The sequence below is a fragment of the Nocardia carnea genome (assembly GCF_029868855.1).
Classification (GTDB): Bacteria; Actinomycetota; Actinomycetes; order Mycobacteriales; family Mycobacteriaceae; genus Nocardia; species Nocardia carnea_A.
On the sequence record NZ_JARWOV010000220.1, the window covers coordinates 37788 to 55757 of the forward strand.

At 68.2% G+C, this 17970-nt stretch carries 16 protein-coding genes; 8 read left to right on the plus strand and 8 right to left on the minus strand.

Translation table 11 applies throughout. The features are described from left to right. Nucleotides 1-13: 13 nt before the first annotated feature. From QH195_RS21525 to secG, 3 genes are read left to right on the plus strand one after another with little or no spacing between them, the layout of a single operon-like run. Nucleotides 14-1372, plus strand: a complete 1359-nt coding sequence (locus QH195_RS21525) for an MFS transporter (RefSeq protein ID WP_280436751.1) — start codon at nucleotides 14-16, stop codon at nucleotides 1370-1372. 31 nt (nucleotides 1373-1403) lie between these two features. Further along, the gene (locus QH195_RS21530) at nucleotides 1404-3011 is read left to right on the plus strand and encodes an MFS transporter (RefSeq protein ID WP_280436752.1); all 1608 of its coding nucleotides are present in this window, start codon (nucleotides 1404-1406) and stop codon (nucleotides 3009-3011) included. A gap of 14 nt (nucleotides 3012-3025) precedes the next feature. Further along, nucleotides 3026-3259 (plus strand): preprotein translocase subunit SecG, encoded by a 234-nt coding sequence (gene secG, locus QH195_RS21535; RefSeq protein WP_062973979.1) that lies wholly within the window; start codon nucleotides 3026-3028, stop codon nucleotides 3257-3259. Nucleotides 3260-3262: 3 nt separating this feature from the next. Here secG and QH195_RS21540 read toward each other — a convergent pair whose 3' ends face one another. After that, nucleotides 3263-4111, minus strand: coding sequence for an SDR family NAD(P)-dependent oxidoreductase (locus QH195_RS21540; protein ID WP_280436753.1), 849 nt, complete (start codon nucleotides 4109-4111; stop codon nucleotides 3263-3265). A gap of 54 nt (nucleotides 4112-4165) precedes the next feature. Between QH195_RS21540 and QH195_RS21545 the strand changes: the two genes are divergently transcribed. Continuing rightward, on the plus strand, nucleotides 4166-5131 hold the full coding sequence (locus QH195_RS21545; RefSeq protein ID WP_280436754.1) for an alpha/beta fold hydrolase: 966 nt from the start codon (nucleotides 4166-4168) through the stop codon (nucleotides 5129-5131). Between the two features lie 101 nt (nucleotides 5132-5232). Then, nucleotides 5233-5901, plus strand: a complete 669-nt coding sequence (locus tag QH195_RS21550) for an HAD family hydrolase (RefSeq protein WP_280436755.1) — start codon at nucleotides 5233-5235, stop codon at nucleotides 5899-5901. Between the two features lie 49 nt (nucleotides 5902-5950). Here the strand turns inward: QH195_RS21550 and QH195_RS21555 are convergent, their stop codons facing one another. Then, the gene (locus QH195_RS21555) at nucleotides 5951-6772 is read right to left on the minus strand and encodes a class I SAM-dependent methyltransferase (protein WP_280424799.1); all 822 of its coding nucleotides are present in this window, start codon (nucleotides 6770-6772) and stop codon (nucleotides 5951-5953) included. Nucleotides 6773-6843: 71 nt separating this feature from the next. On the opposite strand from QH195_RS21555, the gene QH195_RS21560 reads away from it, so the two are divergent. Genes QH195_RS21560 through QH195_RS21570 form a run of 3 tightly spaced genes read left to right on the plus strand, consistent with a single transcriptional unit; the run spans nucleotide 6844 to nucleotide 8930 of the window. After that, complete coding sequence (locus QH195_RS21560) at nucleotides 6844-7443, plus strand: TetR/AcrR family transcriptional regulator (protein WP_280424798.1); 600 nt, start codon at nucleotides 6844-6846, stop codon at nucleotides 7441-7443. Between the two features lie 35 nt (nucleotides 7444-7478). Beyond that, nucleotides 7479-7928, plus strand: a complete 450-nt coding sequence (locus QH195_RS21565; RefSeq protein WP_348536814.1) for a membrane dipeptidase — start codon at nucleotides 7479-7481, stop codon at nucleotides 7926-7928. 54 nt (nucleotides 7929-7982) lie between these two features. After that, nucleotides 7983-8930: a phosphotransferase gene (locus QH195_RS21570; RefSeq protein WP_280436756.1), complete on the plus strand. Its 948-nt coding sequence runs from the start codon at nucleotides 7983-7985 to the stop codon at nucleotides 8928-8930. A gap of 4 nt (nucleotides 8931-8934) precedes the next feature. Here QH195_RS21570 and QH195_RS21575 read toward each other — a convergent pair whose 3' ends face one another. The 6 genes from QH195_RS21575 to tkt form a co-directional block, all read right to left on the minus strand. Continuing rightward, the gene (locus QH195_RS21575) at nucleotides 8935-11136 is read right to left on the minus strand and encodes a thiamine pyrophosphate-dependent enzyme (protein ID WP_280436757.1); all 2202 of its coding nucleotides are present in this window, start codon (nucleotides 11134-11136) and stop codon (nucleotides 8935-8937) included. Between the two features lie 212 nt (nucleotides 11137-11348). Then, entirely contained in the window at nucleotides 11349-12107 is a 759-nt protein-coding gene (pgl, locus tag QH195_RS21580) for a 6-phosphogluconolactonase (protein WP_280436758.1), read from the minus strand. Then, nucleotides 12094-13008: a glucose-6-phosphate dehydrogenase assembly protein OpcA gene (opcA, locus tag QH195_RS21585; protein WP_280424794.1), complete on the minus strand. Its 915-nt coding sequence runs from the start codon at nucleotides 13006-13008 to the stop codon at nucleotides 12094-12096. Before opcA ends, pgl begins: the two co-directional genes overlap by 14 nt. After that, nucleotides 13005-14579, minus strand: coding sequence for a glucose-6-phosphate dehydrogenase (gene zwf / locus QH195_RS21590; RefSeq protein WP_432278419.1), 1575 nt, complete (start codon nucleotides 14577-14579; stop codon nucleotides 13005-13007). Before zwf ends, opcA begins: the two co-directional genes overlap by 4 nt. Before the next feature lie 5 nt (nucleotides 14580-14584). After that, entirely contained in the window at nucleotides 14585-15718 is a 1134-nt protein-coding gene (gene tal, locus QH195_RS21595) for a transaldolase (RefSeq protein ID WP_280424463.1), read from the minus strand. 6 nt (nucleotides 15719-15724) lie between these two features. Then, nucleotides 15725-17866 (minus strand): transketolase, encoded by a 2142-nt coding sequence (tkt, locus tag QH195_RS21600; RefSeq protein ID WP_280424464.1) that lies wholly within the window; start codon nucleotides 17864-17866, stop codon nucleotides 15725-15727. Between the last annotated feature and the right edge of the window lie 104 nt (nucleotides 17867-17970).

The window sequence follows — 17970 nt, forward strand, 5'->3', positions numbered from 1 at the left end:
CGAAGGGGACACCATGTCGTTGCTGGAAAACGCGGAGGTGCCCGCCCGCACGGACGACGCCGCGGTCCCTGCCGAGACCGGCGCGGACCGGCTCACCGCCGGTGATACTCGGAAAGCGGTCGCGGCGAGCCTGATCGGGACAACCGTCGAGTGGTACGACTTCTTCCTCTACTCCACCGCGGCGGGCATTGTCTTCGACAAACTGTTCTTCCCGAGCACCAGTGCCTTCGTCGGGACCATGCTGTCGTTCGCGACCTTCGCGGTCGGTTTCCTGATGCGTCCGGTGGGTGGTCTCGTCTTCGGGCATATCGGCGATCGGATCGGCCGGAAACGCACGCTCGCCCTGACAATGGCCATCATGGGCGGATCCACCGCTCTGATGGGCGTGCTACCCACTGCCGCCGCGATCGGCGTCGCTGCGCCGATTCTGTTGCTGGCGTTACGGATGCTGCAGGGTTTCGCGCTCGGCGGGGAGTGGGCCGGTGCGGTACTGCTGGCCGTCGAGCACAGTCCGCGCCGGAAAGTGGGATTGTTCGGCAGTTATCCGCAGGTCGGCCTGGCACTCGGCCTGGCCCTGGGCACCGGGGTGTTCGCGCTGCTGCGCACGCTGCTGAGCGAAGAGGCGTTTCTGGGTTACGGGTGGCGGATCGCGTTCGGCGCCAGCCTGGTGCTGGTGCTGATCGGCCTGGTGGTACGGCTGAAAATCGATGAGACGCCGGCCTTCCGCGAGGTGGATCGGCTGAACCGGATCTCGAAAGTGCCGGTGGTCGAACTGTTCCGCAGCGCCCGTTCCCGGCGCAACACCGTCCTCGGGTTGCTGTCCCGCTGGGGTGAGGGCGCGGCCTTCAACACCTGGGGTGTTTTCGCGATCAGCTTCGCGACCGGACATCTGGGTTTCGAGCAGGTGCCGGTGCTGCTGGCAGTCACCGTCGCGGCGTTGGTGATGGCCGCGCTGATCCCCGTATCCGGGTTGCTCGCCGACCGTTTCGGGCCGCGCAGAGTGTACATCGCCGGGATCGCGGCCTACGGGGTGCTGGTGTATCCGGTGTTCCTGCTCTTCGAAACCGGCAATATCGTGGTGTTCACCGTTGCCATCGTCGCGGTGTTCGGTGTGGCGCACGCGCTCTTCTACGGAGCGCAGGGCACCTTGTACGCCGGACTGTATCCACCCGAGGTGCGGTACACGGGTCTGTCGTTCGTCTATCAGTTCTCCGGTATCTACGCATCGGGACTGACCCCGATGATCGTCACGGCGTTGATCGCCGCAGCCGGTTCTACGCCGTGGCTCGCCTGCGGGTACTTGGTGGGCACCGCGGTGGTGAGCGTGATCGCCACCCGGTTCATCCGCGAGGAGGATCGCCTCACCGCGTGAGCGTCCGGAAGGCCGGTCAGAGCGCGCGGCTATGCTGTCCCGAGTGACCACAGCCGCGCCGAAACCCGTTTCCACCTGGGCGCCGCTGCGATCCCCGGTCTATCGGGCACTGTGGATCGCCCAGTTGGTGTCCAATCTCGGCACCTGGATGCAGATGGTGGGCGCCCAGTGGGTGCTGGTCGACGAACCCAATGCGGCGGCTCTGGTTTCGTTCGTGCAGACGGCGACGACACTGCCGGTGATGATCCTGTCGATTCCCTCCGGGGTGCTCGCGGATCTGCTGGACCGCCGGCGACTGCTGCTCGGCGCCCAGTGCACGATGGCGGTGCTGGCGGCGGTCCTGGCGATCGCGACCGCGACCGGTCACACCACCCCCGCGGTATTGCTCATCCTGTTGTTCCTGCTCGGCTGTGGTCAGGCGGTGGTCGCTCCCTCCTGGCAGGCGATTCAGCCCGAACTCGTCCCGCGTGACCAGATTCCGTCGGCCGCGGCGCTGGGCAGTATGAATATGAATATCGGCCGGGCAGTGGGTCCGGCGGTCGCGGGTGTGCTGGTCGCGCTGTCCGGCCCGGCACTGGTGTTCACCCTCAACGCCTTTTCCTTCTGCGCCATCGTCGGCGCGCTGCTGCTCTGGCGGCGGCCGAAGGTGGAACGCGAATTCCCGAGCGAACGCCCGCTCGCGGCGCTGCAGGCCGGAACCCGGTTCATCAAATCGGCGCCGGCCATCCGGCGGGTGCTGCTGCGCACCGCGCTGTTCGTCGCCCCCGGTAGCGCGTTGTGGGCGCTGCTACCAGTGATCGCGCGCGATCGACTGGGCCTGGGCTCCTCCGGTTACGGGGTCATGCTCGGCGCACTCGGGGTGGGGGCGGTACTCGGTGCGGTGAGCCTGGCGAGAGTGCGGGCGCTGCTCACGCCCACACAGCAGGTCGCCGCGGCGGCGCTGATGTTCGGTGTAGCCTGTTGCGGGACCGCCCTGCTGCGGGTCGAGGCGCTCGTGCTGATCCTGCTGGTATTCGCCGGCGCGGCCTGGCTGCTCACCCTGTCGACCATGAACGCCACCATGCAGCTGCTGCTCCCCGGATGGGTGCGGGCGCGTGGGCTCTCGGTGTACATGCTGGTCTTCATGGCCGGCCAGGCGATCGGCTCGGTGGTGTGGGGTCTGGTCGCCGGCGCCTACGGCGCGGTCACCGCCCTCCTGATCGCCGGTGCGCTGCTCGGGGCGGCCGCGCTGAGCACAGTCTGGCTGCCCATGCGCCAGTTCGCGGCCGGTTTCGATCTGACCCCGCAGGCGTACTGGCCCGAGCCCCAGCTGGTGGTGGAACCGGAACCGGACGACGGGCCGGTGCTGGTGCTCAAGGACTACGACGTCCCGGCGGACCGGGTACCCGAGTTCCTCGACGCGATGGGTTACGTGGGCCGGTCCCGGCAGCGCACCGGTGCCATGGAATGGCGGCTGTACCGCGATGTCGGCGCCGAGGACCGCTACGTCGAGGCCTTCGTGGTGCGCTCCTGGTCGGAGCATATGCAGCAGCACCGGGTGCGGCTGACCGCCCAGGATCTGATGCGCGAACGCGCGGTGGCGGAATTCGCCCACGACGAGACGCTCACCCACCTGGTGTCGGTGGAACCGCGCGCATAGATACACTGTGCGGCATGCGGATGTTCCTGGATATCCTCCTGATCGTCACCAGCCTGCTGCTGGTGCTGATGGTGCTGCTGCACCGCGCCAAGGGCGGAGGTCTGTCCAGCCTGTTCGGCGGTGGAACGCAGTCGGCGCTGTCCGGTTCGACCGTGGCCGAGAAGAACTTGAACCGCATCACGATCTTCACCGGCCTGGTGTGGTTCATCGCGATCCTCGGGATCGGGCTCGAGATCAAGTTCGCCTGACCGTCAGTCGGTCCGGGGTATCCGCCCGTCGATATCGGTGAAACCGTAGTCCTCGGCCAGATCGGCGACTTTCCAGGCCTTACCCGCCCGTTTCCCGCGGTCGGGGTCGGCGGCCAGCGCCACCACCGCGCGGCCCGCGAATCGGGGCGTTTCGGCCTCGTCCAGGTCGAAGCTGCCCTCACCGGGCAGGGTGACCACCCGTTTACCTTTGTCGTCGGCGGGCACGAGTTGCAGTAGTTCGGTGGCCACCAGGCCCGGCCAGATCGAGACGGCGGTGACCTCGGTGCCGGCGAGATCCCGGGCGAAATCGGCGGTCATGCGGTCCAGTGCCGTTTTGGCGACCCCGTAGACGGCGTTGTGCATGGGGCGCTGTGCGCCCGGTGAGGACACGTTGACGATGAGACCGCCCGTTTTCAGCAGCAGCGGAGCCGCGTACACGGCAGCGACATAGTGGGAACGCACCCCGATCCGGAAGGTCTCGTCCCAGGCTTTCGGGGGGACATCCCAGAACTTGCGGCCCAGCCATCGGGCTGCGGCGGGGGAGTTGTAGACATTGTTGACCAGGACGTCGAGCCGGTCGTGTTCGGTGCCGATCCGCTCGAAGAGCGCGGCGGTCGCCTCGTCGTCGCCGTGATCACAGACGACGGGGATGCCGGTACCGCCCAGCTCGTCGATCTGCGCTGCCGTTTCGTGCACCGTGCCCGGGAGTTTGCCTGGCTGCTGGGATCGCCCGGTGACATACACGGTCGCACCGGCCGCGCCCAGCTCCAGCGCGATACCTTTGCCGATCCCGCGACTCGCTCCGGTGACCACGGCGATCCGGTTCTTCAGGGGGTGTGGTGTTCCGCTCACAGTCCCGGGACGTTACCGTGAAACTGTAACGCGTTCTAGTATTCGGGAGGTTCCGTGGCGCCGATACACCGGTTCATCGATACCGGGGGTGTGCGGATGCACATCGCCGAACAGGGGCAGGGCGATCCGGTGATCTTCTGCCACGGGTTCCCGCACACCGGGTACGTCTGGCACCGGCAGCTCGCTGCCCTGTCGGTGGCCGGTTACCGGGCGATCGCTCCCGACCTGCGTGGCGCCGGGCACACCGACGCCCCCGCAGCCGTCGACGAATACACCAACCAGGCAGTGATCGGCGATCTGCTCGCGCTGCTCGACGATATCGGTGCCGAGCGGGCGGTGTTCGCGGGTGTGGACTTCGGTGCCGCCGTGCTGTGGGAACTCGGGATGCGGGCACCGGAACGGGTGCGCGGCCTGATCGTGCTGAACAACCCGTTCGCGCCGCGCTCGCCGAAACCGCCCGGGTATTACTGGGCGAAAATGGCCGAACGGCACTTCCTGCACCTGCAGTACTTCCAGGAACCCGGCGTCGCAGATGCCCATCTCGCCGAACAGTCGCGCGAATTCCTGTCCCGGGTGTACTACGCGCTCAGCGGCGATTACCACTACCTCGACGTCTGGCAGAACCCGCCGGGAATGCGCTATATCGACGCGCTTCCGCAGGCCCCGGAATTACCGTGGCCGTGGCTTTCCGAAGCGGAATTCGACATCCTTGCCACGGAGTTCGAACGCACGGGTTTCACCGGCGGACTGAATTGGTACCGCGCTATCGATCGTAACTGGGAGCTGACGGCCGAATACGCACAGGCAGCTCCCACCGCGCCCGTGTTTTTCGTATACGGGGAGAACGACCCGGATATGGAAGGTTTCAGCGGCCGCGACCCGCTCGCGACCATGCGCGCGTCCCTACCGGACCTGCGCGCGGTCCGCCGAGTACCCGGCGCCGGTCATCTGGTCCAGTTGGAAGCCACCGATGCGGTGAACACGTTCCTGCTCGACAGCCTGCGCGATCTCTCGTCCTGAGGTTTCGTTCGCGGTCCCGACGGACGCGGGGCGACGCGGAACCACGGCCGGTGGGAAACCGCTTGTCCGCGGGCTGCCCGGTCGTACGTAACCTGGCCGCTATGACTGTCCGCGGTGTACTGTTCGACTTCTCCGGTACTCTCTTCCGATTCGAGCCCGAACTGGACGGGCTCGTCGGACCCGACGGAGCGGCCCTCGTAGGCGAAGCCCAGGCCGAGGTGGTGCGGCGGATGACGGCACCGGTCGGACAGCCGGGCGGCCTCCCGGAGCGGTTGCGTGACGCATGGGGACGGCGGGATCTGGATCCGCCGCTGCACCGCGAACTGTATCTGGCGGTGCTACGCGGTTCCGGAGTCGGTAATCCGGAATATCTGTACGAACAACTGCTGTCGGCCGAGGCCTGGCGGCCGTTCCCGGATACGGACGCCGCCCTGACCGCGGTGGCGGCGGCCGGGATGCCGATCGCCGTGGTCAGCAATATCGCCTGGGATATCCGGCCGGTGTTCAAACGGGCCGGGGTGGCCGAGCAGGTGACCGAATTCGTCCTGTCGTATGCCGAGGGTGCGGTGAAACCCGACCCGCGGCTCTTCGAAATCGCCTGTCACCGTATCGGGATCGCGCCCGGCCAGATGCTGATGATCGGTGACAGCCACGAGGCGGACGGCGCTGCCGCCGAATTGGGCTGTGCGGTAGCCCTGGTGGAAGCCGGTCCCGTCGACCAGCGGCCGTGCGCACTGCTGGATGCGCTCGCCGGATACGGGATCCGCTGACGCAGCCCTCTCTCGAAGCCTCCGCGAAGCGGCGGGCGTGGGCTCGCGCTCAGGCGGACAGTATGGCCGTCGCCGCGAGGGTGGTGTACGGCATGGTGAAACCTCCGCCGATCTCGTCGATGGCAGTGCCGACCCTGTCGAGGACGACCGCCAGCTGATCCGGTGCGAGCCGGGTGAGCAGGCCGGTGGTGGGGAGATGGTCGAGCCATTGGTCCCGGGTGTAGGACTGCTCCCAGTCGAAACGCCACTGCTCCGGTTCGTCGAATCCGCCTGCCCGGCGGATACCGTCGGCCGCCGCGGCGAACATCTCCCGATAGGTTTCGAGCGCGGATTTCGCCTGGGTGGCCGCAGTGGTGAAAGGCGAATCGGACGCGACCTCGGCGTAGGCCGCCGCGAGTGCCCGGGTGAGTTCGGCGGGGGCGTCGAAAGCATGTCCGAATACGGCTATCCGGCCACCCGGACGCAGCACCTGCGCAGCTTTTGCAGGTCCGGCGACCGGGTCGACCCAATGCCACGCCTGGCCGGCGACAACCGCGTCGAAGGTGCGACCGTCCGGGTCCCAGGCTTCGAACGTGCTGGTTTCGACCTCGACGCCGGTGCCGCGGGCGAAATCGGCCATCCGGTTGTCCGGGTCGATGCCGAGCACCGTGCACCCGGCCTCCTGGAATTGCCGGGCTTCGATACCGGTGCCGCAACCGATATCGAGCACATGACGGCCGGGGCTCGTGGCGATGATCCGGGTGATGAGGGCGTCGGGGTAGCGGGGGCGGGCCCGGTCGTAGCGTTGTGGATCGATACCGAACGATTCGGCGACCTCGCGGTGCCGATGCGGTTCCGGAGCTGAAGACGGGTGCCGCGGTAGAGTGGGCATGCGCCCACATTAGTGGGCGTGTGCCCACTAGGCAATCGGGTGGGCCGGAAACAGGTGGAGGGACGGACTCGGTGCCGACCGGTGTGCATATCCGAGACGCGCGTCAGCAGTTGTTCGACGCGGCCGAACGTATCCTGCTGCGGGACGGGGCGAGCGCGCTGACCAGCCGCGCCGTCACCGCCGAAGCCGGAGTGGCCAAAGGAGTGCTGCACCGGTATTTCGCCGACTTCGACGGGTTTCTCACCGAACTCGTCGGGGACCGGCTCGACCGGCTCGCGGACCAGGCCGCGACCCTGCGTGGTTCCGCAGGCACCGCGACCGTCACGGGCAATCTCACCGAGGCCCTGGTCGAACTGTTCGACCCGGTCGCCGTGGCGATCGTCGCGCTGGTCGTCGCGCGCGACGAGCTGCGCGCGCGGCTGCGCCAGGGCCGACCCCTACCCGGCCTGCCCGTCCTGACGGAGGCCGGCACCATGATCGCCGCCTACCTGGCCGACGAATGCGCGCTGGGTCGAATCGCAGCCGACGCGGATACCGACTCGCTGGCGTTGTCGCTGATCGGCGCCGGACATCTGCTGTTCGCGGGCGCACCGGCACGTCCCGATACCGCGGCGGTCGGCCGGGTTGTGGAGACGATCATGGCCGATGTCGTCCAGCGGCGGCTGCTGTGAGGTAGAACCGATGCCCGGCAAGCGCCTCTCGGCGAGTGGTCGCTCGTAGCGACAAAGGGTGCGGCCCGGGGCTGCTCGGGCATCGGCGCACGGTCCAACGGTTTCGCTGTGGATGCTGTTCCGGTCGGTGCAGTCCGTCACACCACCCGCGGTGCCAGGTCACCCGGCCGGAGGCCATGGCCGGACATCTCGAATACGCCGTCGAACTGGTGGGCATCGACCACGTGGGCGTGAGCACCGACCATTCGTTCGACGGCGCGGATTTCCTGGCCGAAGTGACGGCGAACCCGGATCTGTTCGACGAGTCGTATACGCGCTGGGGGCCGATCCGATGGATGCCCCCGGAAACGTCCGCCACCCTGGGTAGCCATCTCCGCACCAGAGGCTGGTCCGACAGCGAAATCAGCGCGGTGCTCGGGCGGAATTTCGAGCGGGTCGCCCGAGCGACCTGGCGGGTCCGGCATCGGGCCATCGCCGATGGGTAGCCGCAGGCACGGCGCGGCCTGGGCCTCCGGCCCTGGGCGTGCGACGATTCGGGCATGACCGATTTCGCGACGCCGCAGGAGCTTGCCCGCCGGACATCCGCCGCTGTCGACGCGGCGGTCGGCGCTGCCCGCGCACGGGGGGTCGCGGGGACGGATGCCGCTGTGCTGGACGATATGTTCTCGGTGGTGGTGCATCTCGCGCCTTCGCCCCTGGTGGCGCGAGTGCCCACGGTGCTGGCGCCGGCCCAGCGCGTATCGCTGCGGAGTCGTCAGCAGGCGGAGCTGGATGTGACGACGTGGCTTGCGGGGCAGGGAGTCCCGGTGATCGCGCCGAGTCCGGCCGTGCCACGGGAACCTGTCCGGCGCGACGGTTTCTCGATGACGTTCTGGCAGTACATGGAAGAAGACCGGGGCGCGGCGCCCGACTATGCGGCGAACTGCGATCTTGTCGCGGATCTGCACGCCGCGCTCCGGGCGTATCCGGGAACACTGCCGTTCCTGTCCGCGGCCGAACCGGATTTCGTCACCGAAAGCCTCACGGTACTCGGCGAATACCCGGAGCTACTCGACGCCGCCGATCTGGACCGGGCCCGCCGCGAGTGGCGCGTTCTCGCCCCACTGGTCGGCTCGCGGCAGGGTTTCGAGGCCGCGTTCCCCGGAATCGATCTGCAGCCTGTACACGGTGACTCCCCACCGGCCAACGTTTTCGCCGGAGTGAACGGGAACCTGTTCGCCGACTTCGAACTCGTTACGTTCGGCCCCGTCGAATGGGACCTGGCGGGTCTCGGCCCGGAGTGGGAGGCCGCTTACGACCGCGGTGCGCGGCGCAACGGCCTCCGCCCGCTGGACGACGGTGTTCTACGTTTCGTGAACGCGGTCGGCATGCTGCGGGTCGTCGCCTGCCTGACCCTCGTACCGCAACAGCCTGTCCTGCACGAGTACTTGACTCCCGCGCTCGCACAATGGCGTGAGCTGCCGTTCGCCGGCGGAATGGCCGGGTGACCCGTCACCGTCCGGGCCCGGCCCCGGTGAGCAGCCGGTAGGCGGCCGCTTCGATATCGGCTTCGCTCAGTAGTACCGAGGCCGCGGCCGGTCCGAGGGGGACGAAACTGTCCGCACTGGTCACCCGGGCCAGAGAACCGGTGAAGCGGGCGTCCACCAGGGCCGCGCACACCGATTCGGCGACCCCGCCGCTGCGCCGGGTTTCGTCGGCGACCAGCACCCGGCCCGTGGCTTCGGCGTGATAGATCAGATCGTCGAGTGGTAACGGGGACAGCCAGCGGAGATCGAGGACGCGGGTGGTGGTCCCGCGCTGTTCCAGGCGCCGGGCGACCCGCAGGCTCATGGGTACGGAGTTGGCGAAGGCGACGATCGTCAGATCGGTGCCCGCGCCGTACACGCGGGGCCGCCCGATCGGGACATGGGTATCGGTGCGTGCGGTCGCCCACTGCCCGTCACCGGGTTCGTACAGGTCCCGGGTGTGATAGAGCGCGATGGGTTCGAGCAGGACGCAGACCCGGCCGTCCACGCGGGCCGCCGAGACGCAGGTGCGGAGGACGGCCGCCGCGTCGTCGGGGCGCGACGGGGAAGCCACCACGATCCCGGGGATATCGCGTAGCGCGGCCACGGAATTGTCGTTGTGGAAATGTCCGCCGAAACCTCGCTGATAGGCATAGCCGGCGATCCGTACGACCATCGGATTGCGGTAGCGGCCCGCCGAGAAGAACGACAGGGTGGCCGCCTCACCTCGTAACTGGTCCAGGGCATTGTGCACGTAGGCCAGGTACTGGATTTCCGGAATCGGGACGAAGCCCGCGAGACCGGCGCCGAGCGCGGTACCGAGAATGCTCTGCTCGTCGAGCAGGGTGTCGAATACCCGGCGCGCGCCGAATCGCCTACGAAGTCCTTTGGTGACTCCGTAGACACCGCCTTTGCGGCCGATGTCCTCGCCGAAGACGAGGACATCGGTATCGCGGGCGAGTAATTCGGCGAGGGTCTCGTTGAGTGCCTGCGCCAGCGTCACCGGGTTCGCCGGCGGTGCCCCCGCGCTGTCGGGTCCGGGGACGGGCGGACCGGAACGCAGGACGTCGGCGCGCACCGAGTCCGGCCGGGCCGGAGCCAATGGCGCGATCACCCGAGCCGCCGAGCCGAGCTTCGGTTCCCCGCACACGTCGTCGGCCGTGGCGGCCACCTGACCGGCCAGCCGGTCGTAGTGGTCGAGGATCTCCCGCGGAGTGCGTATTCCCGCGGTGACCAGCAGGCGAGCGGTGGCGGTGACCGGGTCGCGGGCCAGATCGGCGGCGATCGCGGCGTTGTCGCGATAGGCGGATTCCACATCGGACCCGGCATGGCCGAACAATCGCACCGTGCGCAACCGCAGAAACGCCGGCTGCCGGTGCGCCCGCACCCACGCCACGGCGGTGGACGCGGTGGTGACCGCGTCGAGGAGATCGCACCCGTCGGCGCTGAAATAGCGCAGACCCGGCCGGTGACCGTAGGCCTGTTCGATCCATTCCGGGGGTGTCGGAACGCTGATCCCGATCCCGTTGTCCTCGCAGACGAACAGCACCGGCATCGGTACACCGAGATCGGCCGTATGCACTGCGGTGTTGATCGCACCGGTGGCGGTGGAATGGTTGGCGGACGCGTCGCCGAACCCGCACAGCACCACCGCATCCGGTGGCCAAGGGCAATCGATGCCCACCCGGGCGGCACGGTCGATCGCGAACGCGAGCCCCACCGCACGCGGTAGCTGAGAAGCAACGGTGGAGGTCTGCGGAATGATATGGGCCGCCGCGCTGCCGAACACTTTGTGCCGGCCCCCGGAGATCGGATCAGCGGCGGCGGCGACCACCCCGAGCAGCAGATCCCGCACCGGGTCCACACCGCCTGCCCGGCGCACCCGTTCGACGAACAGTGCACCGGAACGATAGTGCGGCAAGACCGGGTCGGTGACGCGGCTCGCGGCGGCCAAGGCCACATTGCCCTCGTGACCCGACGATCCGATGCTGTAGAACCCCTGGCCGCTCGCTCCGAGGCGCCGGGCCGCCAGATCGGCCTGCCTGCTGAGCACCTGCGCGGTGAACAATTCGAGGCAGTTCACCCCGGTGAGCCGCGGCGCGAGTTCACGGTCAGGCGCTGTAGCCGCAGCCGGACTCAGCCCCGCGACCTCGGCACGGAACCGCTGTTCGGCCTCGTCGATATTCACCGCGCCCTCACCATGACGAGCCTAGGGCGAGTTTCGGAAGCCCGAGGTGTCTTGCCGCGGCAAGTCGCGCCACGCCGGGATATCGGACTGCCGGTATGGCCTTTGCCGAACTGCAGAGCCCGCCACCGGCATCGCTACCAACCGAACCGCAGTTCCGTGGCGCGCGGCGCTGAGGCCTGCGGGGCGCGTCTACGCAACACCCGACGATCGGTTCAGCGCAGCGCGGCGGCTGCGTCCTGGTCCAGGATCCAGGTGGTGGATTCGGTGCCGTGGGCGCCCGCGGCGGGGATTTCGAGCGGGTCGGCGCCGTTCAGCGCGGCCGCGACGGGTTCGGCCTTGTTCGCGCCGGACACCACCAGCACCACATGGCGTGAGCGGCGGATCGCCGGGTAGGTCAGGGTCACCCGGACGGGCGGCGGTTTGGGCGAATCGGTGACCGCGACGGCCGGTTCGCGCTCTTCGCGGATCGTGCCGGTATGCCCCGGGAACAGCGAATTGATATGCCCGTCGGGGCCCATACCGAGCAGGTGTAGATCGAAACCGCCGGACGCGGCGAGGTGGGCCCGCACCGCGGTGGCGTATTCGGCGGCCGCTTCGACCGGGTCCGGATATTCGCCGTCGGAGGTGGCCACGATGTGGACGCGGGCGGGATCCACCGGGACGTGATCGAGCAGGGCTCGGTGGGCCTGTAGTTCGTTGCGTTCCGGGTCGCCGGCGGGGACGAAACGTTCGTCGCCCCAGAAAATATCGAGTTTCGACCAGTCCAGCCCGCCCGGCTCGGCGCGCACCTTCTCCAGCAGAGCGATACCGGTACCACCACCGGTCAGCACCACCGATGCGGTACCGCGCTCGGCCTGTGCCGCCACCAGTACCTCGACGAACCGCCGGGCGGCGGCGGTGGTGAGGGCGTCGCTGTCGGGATGCACATCCACGGTGGCGGCCGGGAAGGTCGCGTCACTACTGGTGGTCATAGGTCACCCTTTCGATTCCGGCGAGGGCTTCGGCGTAGATTTCGTCGGCATCCAGCCGGCGCAGTTCCTCCGCCAGGCAGTCGCGTGTCTCCCGGCGGGCCAGCGCGATCCGTTGTTCGGGTTCTCCGGTGCGGGTCAGTGTCGCGGTCACCCCGGTCTGCGGGCGCGCGATGGCGATCGACACCGTGGGGCGGTGCAGTTCGACCACCAGCTCTCCGGTTTTCCGGTAGACCGGACAGCCGAGCCGCCCGGCGAGCCAGCCGGCGAGCATATCCAGCGCGGGTTCCTCGCGCAGCCCGGAGACCGTCACCGATTCCACCGGTTCGTACGGGGCCTCGTCCATCGCGGCGGCCAGCAGGGCCCGCCAATAGGTGATCCGGCTCCACGCGAGATCGGAATCGCCGGGGGCGTAGGAACCGTGGCGCTTCTTGATGGTGGCCTGCGGGTCGGGGGCGAAGGTGGCATCGGTGATGCGCCGCGCCGCCAGCCGGCCCACCGAATCCTTCGAGGGAAATTCCGGTGCCCCTCGCGGCCACCAGGCCACAACCGGGGTATCGGGGAGCAGGAACGGGATCACCACACTGCTCTCGTGGTTCACCAGCTGTCCCTGCAGCCGTAGCACGATCACCTCCGCGGCGCCGGCATCCCCGCCGACCCGGATCTGCGCATCCAGCCGGGTGGCGGCGGAGCGGTCTCCGCGCGCGAGTACGACCACCCGGCAGGGGTGCTCGCGGCTGGCGTCGTTCGCGGCATCGATGGCGTCCTCGGCCTCGGAACTGTCCAGGGTGCACACGACCAGGGTCAGTACCCGGCCCATGGTGATCACGCCGTTGCTCTCGCGTAGCTGGACCAGCCGTTTGGTGACGGCGCCGGTGGTGGTGTCGGGGATATCGATGATCACGGCCGCCGCCATTCCCGGCCCGTGCGGGCCAGCATCTCCGCGGCGGAATCCGGGCCCCACGTCCCGGCCTCGTACTGTTCGGGTTTACCGTCGGCCGCCCAGTGGCCGAGCACGGGATCGAGGATGCGCCAGGACAATTCGACCTCCGCATTGACCGGGAAAAGAGAGGGTTCGCCGAGCAGGACGTCGAGGATGAGGCGTTCGTAGGCTTCCGGGGAGGATTCGGTGAACGATTCGCCGTAGCTGAAGTCCATGTTCACATCGCGGACTTCCATGGACGAGCCAGGCACCTTCGAACCGAACCGCATGGTGATGCCCTCGTCCGGCTGCACCCGGATGACGAGCGCGTTCTCGCCGAGTTCCTCGGTCATCGTCTGGTCGAACGGCAGATGCGGGGCGCGTTTGAACACCACCGCGATCTCGGTGACCCGCCGGCCCAGGCGTTTACCGGTCCGCAGATAGAACGGGACACCCGCCCAGCGCCGGGTGTCGACCTCGAGGGTCAGCGCGGCATAGGTTTCGGTGCGGGACTGCGGGTCGAAACCTTCCTCGTCCAGCAACCCCACCACTTCCTGACCGCCCTGCCAGCCGGCCGCGTACTGGCCGCGGGCGGTGGTCTCGTCGAGTGGTTCCACGAGTTTGGTGGCCGACAGGACCTTGATCTTCTCCATCTGCAGCTGCCGGGGTTCGAAGCTGATCGGCTCCTCCATGGCGGTGAGCGCGAGCAGTTGCAGCAGATGGTTCTGGATCACATCGCGGGCGGCACCGATCCCGTCGTAGTAGCCGGCGCGGCCGCCGAGGCCGATATCCTCGGCCATGGTGATCTGCACGTGGTCGACGTAGTTGGCATTCCAGATCGGATCGAACAACTGGTTCGCGAAGCGCAGCGCCAGAATATTCTGCACCGTCTCCTTACCGAGATAGTGGTCGATCCGGAACACGGTCTCCTCGGGAAACACCCGATTCACCAATGCGTTGAGTTCGCGGGCGCTTTCCAGATCGTGCCCGAACGGCTTCTCGATCACCACCCGCCGCCACGGCGCGGGCCCCTGCTCGGCGTGCCGGCTGGTGAGCCGGTGCCGATGCAGCTGGTCGAGCACGACGGGGAACGAATCGGGCGGAATCGAGAGGTAGAAGGCGTGATTACCGCCGGTGCCCCGTTCGGCGTCGAGCCGGGCCAGGGTATCGGCGAGCTTCGCGAAGGCGTCGTCGTCTTCGAAGGCGCCCTGGACGAAGCGGAACCCTTCCGCCAGATGATCCCAGACTTCCTGCCGGAACGGGGTCCGCGAATGCGCACGCACGGCGTCGTGGACGATATCGCCGAAATCCCGGTCCGACATCTCGCGCCGCGCGAAACCGACCAGGGCGAAACCCGGGGGCAGCAGCCCCCGGTTCGCCAGATCGTAGATGGCCGGCATGAGCTTGCGCCGGGAGAGATCTCCGGTGACTCCGAAGATCACCATGCTGCACGGGCCCGCGATTCGCGGAATCCGTTTGTCCCGGCTGTCTCGCAGCGGGTTACGCCACGGGGTGCCGGATGCCGTCACTGTGCTCTCCGGAGCGCCGGCCATCGGGGTCAGTTACCTCCTGCGGCAGCCAATTCGGCTGTGGTGGCTTCCAGCAGTTCCTGCCAGGACTTCTCGAACTTGTCCACGCCCTCGCGTTCGAGTACCGCGAAGACATCATCCAGATCGATCCCGACTTCACGGAGCTGCTCGAAGACCCCGGCCGCCTCGTCGGCGGTACCGGAGACGGTGTCCCCGCGGACCTGACCGTGATCGGCGACGGCCTCGAGTGTCTTCTCCGGCAGCGTGTTCACCGTATTCGCGGCGACCAGTTCCGTGACGTAGAGGGTATCCGGGTAATCCGGGTTCTTCACCCCGGTCGACGCCCACAGCGGCCGCTGCCGGTTCGCGCCGGCGGAAGCCAGATGGCTGTAGGTCGAGGCGTGGTCGCCACCGGAACCGAACACATCCAGGTATTCGGCGTAGGCGAGCCGGGCATTGGCCACCGCCGCCTTACCGCGCAGCGCCAAGGCCTCGGGCGTACCGATCGCCTCCAGCCGCTTGTCGATCTCCGAGTCCACCCGGGAGACGAAGAACGACGCCACCGAATGGATCTTGGCCAGATCGTGCCCGGCGACCCGGGCCTTACGCAACCCGTCCAGGTAGGCGCCCATGACCGCACGGTACCGCTGCACCGAGAAGATCAGGGTCACGTTGACGCTGATGCCCTCTTCGATGACCGCGGTGATGGCGGGCAGGCCGGCCTCGGTGGCCGGGATCTTGATGAACAGGTTCGGCCGGTCGACGATCTTCCACAGTTCGACGGCCTGGGCCACCGTCTTGTCGGCGTCGAAGGCCAGTCGCGGATCGACCTCGATGGAGACCCGGCCGTCCACACCGCCGGTCTGTTCGAAGACCGGGGCCAGCACATCGCAGGCCGCGCGGACATCGTCGGTCGTGATGGTGCGGACGGCGGCGTCGGTATCGGCGCCCCGGGCGGCCAGCGCCCGGACCTGCTCGTCGTAGGCGTGCCCCTTGCTGAGAGCGCCCTGGAAGATGGTCGGGTTGGTGGTGACCCCGACGACCCCGCGGGTGGCGATCAGTTCGGCGAGGTTGCCGGAGTTGATCCGATCGCGTGACAGATCGTCCAGCCACACCGATACCCCGGCCGCGGCCAGGGCGGCGATGTTCTCGTTCTGTGCCATGAACCCTTATCCCTTCACATTGTCGAGCGTGCGCTGTGCAGCGGCCACGACAGCCTCCGGCGTGAAGCCGAACTCGCGGAACAAGGTCTTGTGATCGGCCGAGGCGCCGAAATGCTCGATCGACACGATCTCGCCCGCGTCGCCGGTGAACCGGTGCCACGGCATGGCGATACCGGCTTCGACCACGACCCGGGCGGCCACTGCCGGTGGCAGCACCTCGTCGCGATAGGCCCTGTCCTGCGCGTCGAACCATTCCACGCACGGCATCGAGACCACCCGGGTTCCGATGCCCTGCTCCTCCAGGGTAGTGCGCGCGGCCACGGCGAGCTGGAGCTCGGAGCCCGTGCCGATCAGAATCACCTGCGGAACGCCGGTGGAGGCCTCCGCGAGGATGTAACCGCCCTTGGACACGCCGTCGAGACTGGTGCCCTCGAGCACCGGCAGATCCTGCCGGGTCAGCGCGAGCGCGGCCGGGCCACCGGTGCCGACGGCGTCGCTGGAGACGAACGGCGAATTGTGCTTACCGCTGTGCTTCTCGATCACCGCGCGCCAGGCGTAGGCGGTTTCGTTGGCGTCGCCGGGGCGCACCACCGAGAGGCCGGGGATGGCGCGCAGCGCGGCCAGATGCTCGATCGGCTGGTGGGTGGGGCCGTCCTCGCCGAGACCGATGGAATCGTGGGTCCAGACGTAGGTCACCGGAACCCGCATGAGCGCGGCCAGCCGTACCGCCGGGCGCATGTAGTCGCTGAACACCAGGAAGGTGCCGCCGTAGGGGCGGGTGGGCCCGTGCAGGGCGATGCCGTTGAGGATCGACCCCATCGCGTGCTCGCGGACACCGAAATGCAGGGTGCGGCCGTAGGGGCTCGCCTTCCACATTCCGGTGGAGATGGATTCGGGCCCGAAGCTCAGCGATTCCGGGATGGTGGTGTTGTTGGATTCGGCGAGGTCGGCCGAACCGCCCCACAGCTCCGGCAGGACCGGGCCGACGGCGGCGAGCACCTTGGCCGAAGCCTTCCGGGTGGCCAGGCCCTTGGCGTCCGGCTCCCAGGTGGGCAGGCCGTCGGTCCAGCCGTCCGGCAACTGGCCGTTGAACAGCCGGTCGAACAGCGCCTTGCCCTGCGGCACCCGCTGGGCCCAGGCGTCGAATTCGACCGTCCACTCGGCATGCGCTCGAGCGCCCCGCTCGGCGGCCTTGCGGGTATGCGCGATGACATCGTCGTCGACCTGGAAGGTCTGCTCCGGATCGAAGCCCAGAGCGCGCTTGGTGGCGGCCACCTCGTCCGCGCCCAGCGCCGCTCCGTGCGAAGCGCCGGTGTTCATCTTGTTCGGCGCGGGATAACCGATGATGGTCCGCAGCAGGATCAGCGACGGCTTACCGGTCTCGGCCTTGGCGGCCGCCAGCGCCGCCTCGATGGCCACGACGTCCTCGCCGCCCTCGACCACCTCCACATGCCAGCCGTAGGCCGCGTAGCGGGCCGCCACGTCCTCGGTGAAGGCGATGGTGGTGTCGTCCTCGATGGAGATCTTGTTGTCGTCGTAGATCACCACCAGGTTCCCGAGCTGCTGGGTGCCCGCCAGCGACGAGGCCTCGGAGGTGACGCCCTCCTCCATATCGCCGTCGGAGGCGATCACATAGATGTGATGGTCGAACGGGCTGGTGCCGGTCGCGGCCTCCGGATCGAACAGGCCGCGCTCACGGCGGGCCGCCATAGCCATACCCACCGCCGACGCCAGACCCTGGCCCAGCGGGCCCGTGGTGATCTCGACGCCCTTGGTGTGCCGGTACTCCGGATGCCCCGGAGTCAGCGAACCCCATTTGCGCAGATTCTTCAGATCGTCGAGTTCGAGCCCGAAACCCGCCAGGTACAGCTGGATGTAGAGGGTGAGACTGGAATGGCCGCAGGACAGTACGAACCGGTCGCGCCCGACCCATTCCGGGTCGGCGGGGTCGTGCCGCATGGTGCGCTGGAACAGCGTGTACGCCAACGGCGCCAGGCTCATCGCGGTGCCCGGGTGGCCGTTGCCCGCGGTCTGTACGGCGTCGGCGGCCAGCACGCGGACCGTATCGACGGCCTTGGTGTCCAGATCGGTCCAGTCGTCCGGCAGGTTCGGCTGGGTGAGGGCGCGGATGTCGTCTGTCACTGACACGACCGTGTTTCTCCTGACATTTTCGAGGCGTCGAAAAGGGGCGGGCAGGGGCGGCGAACCGGTACGGCGCGGTGACGGCGGCGCCGCATACACCCCATACCCTA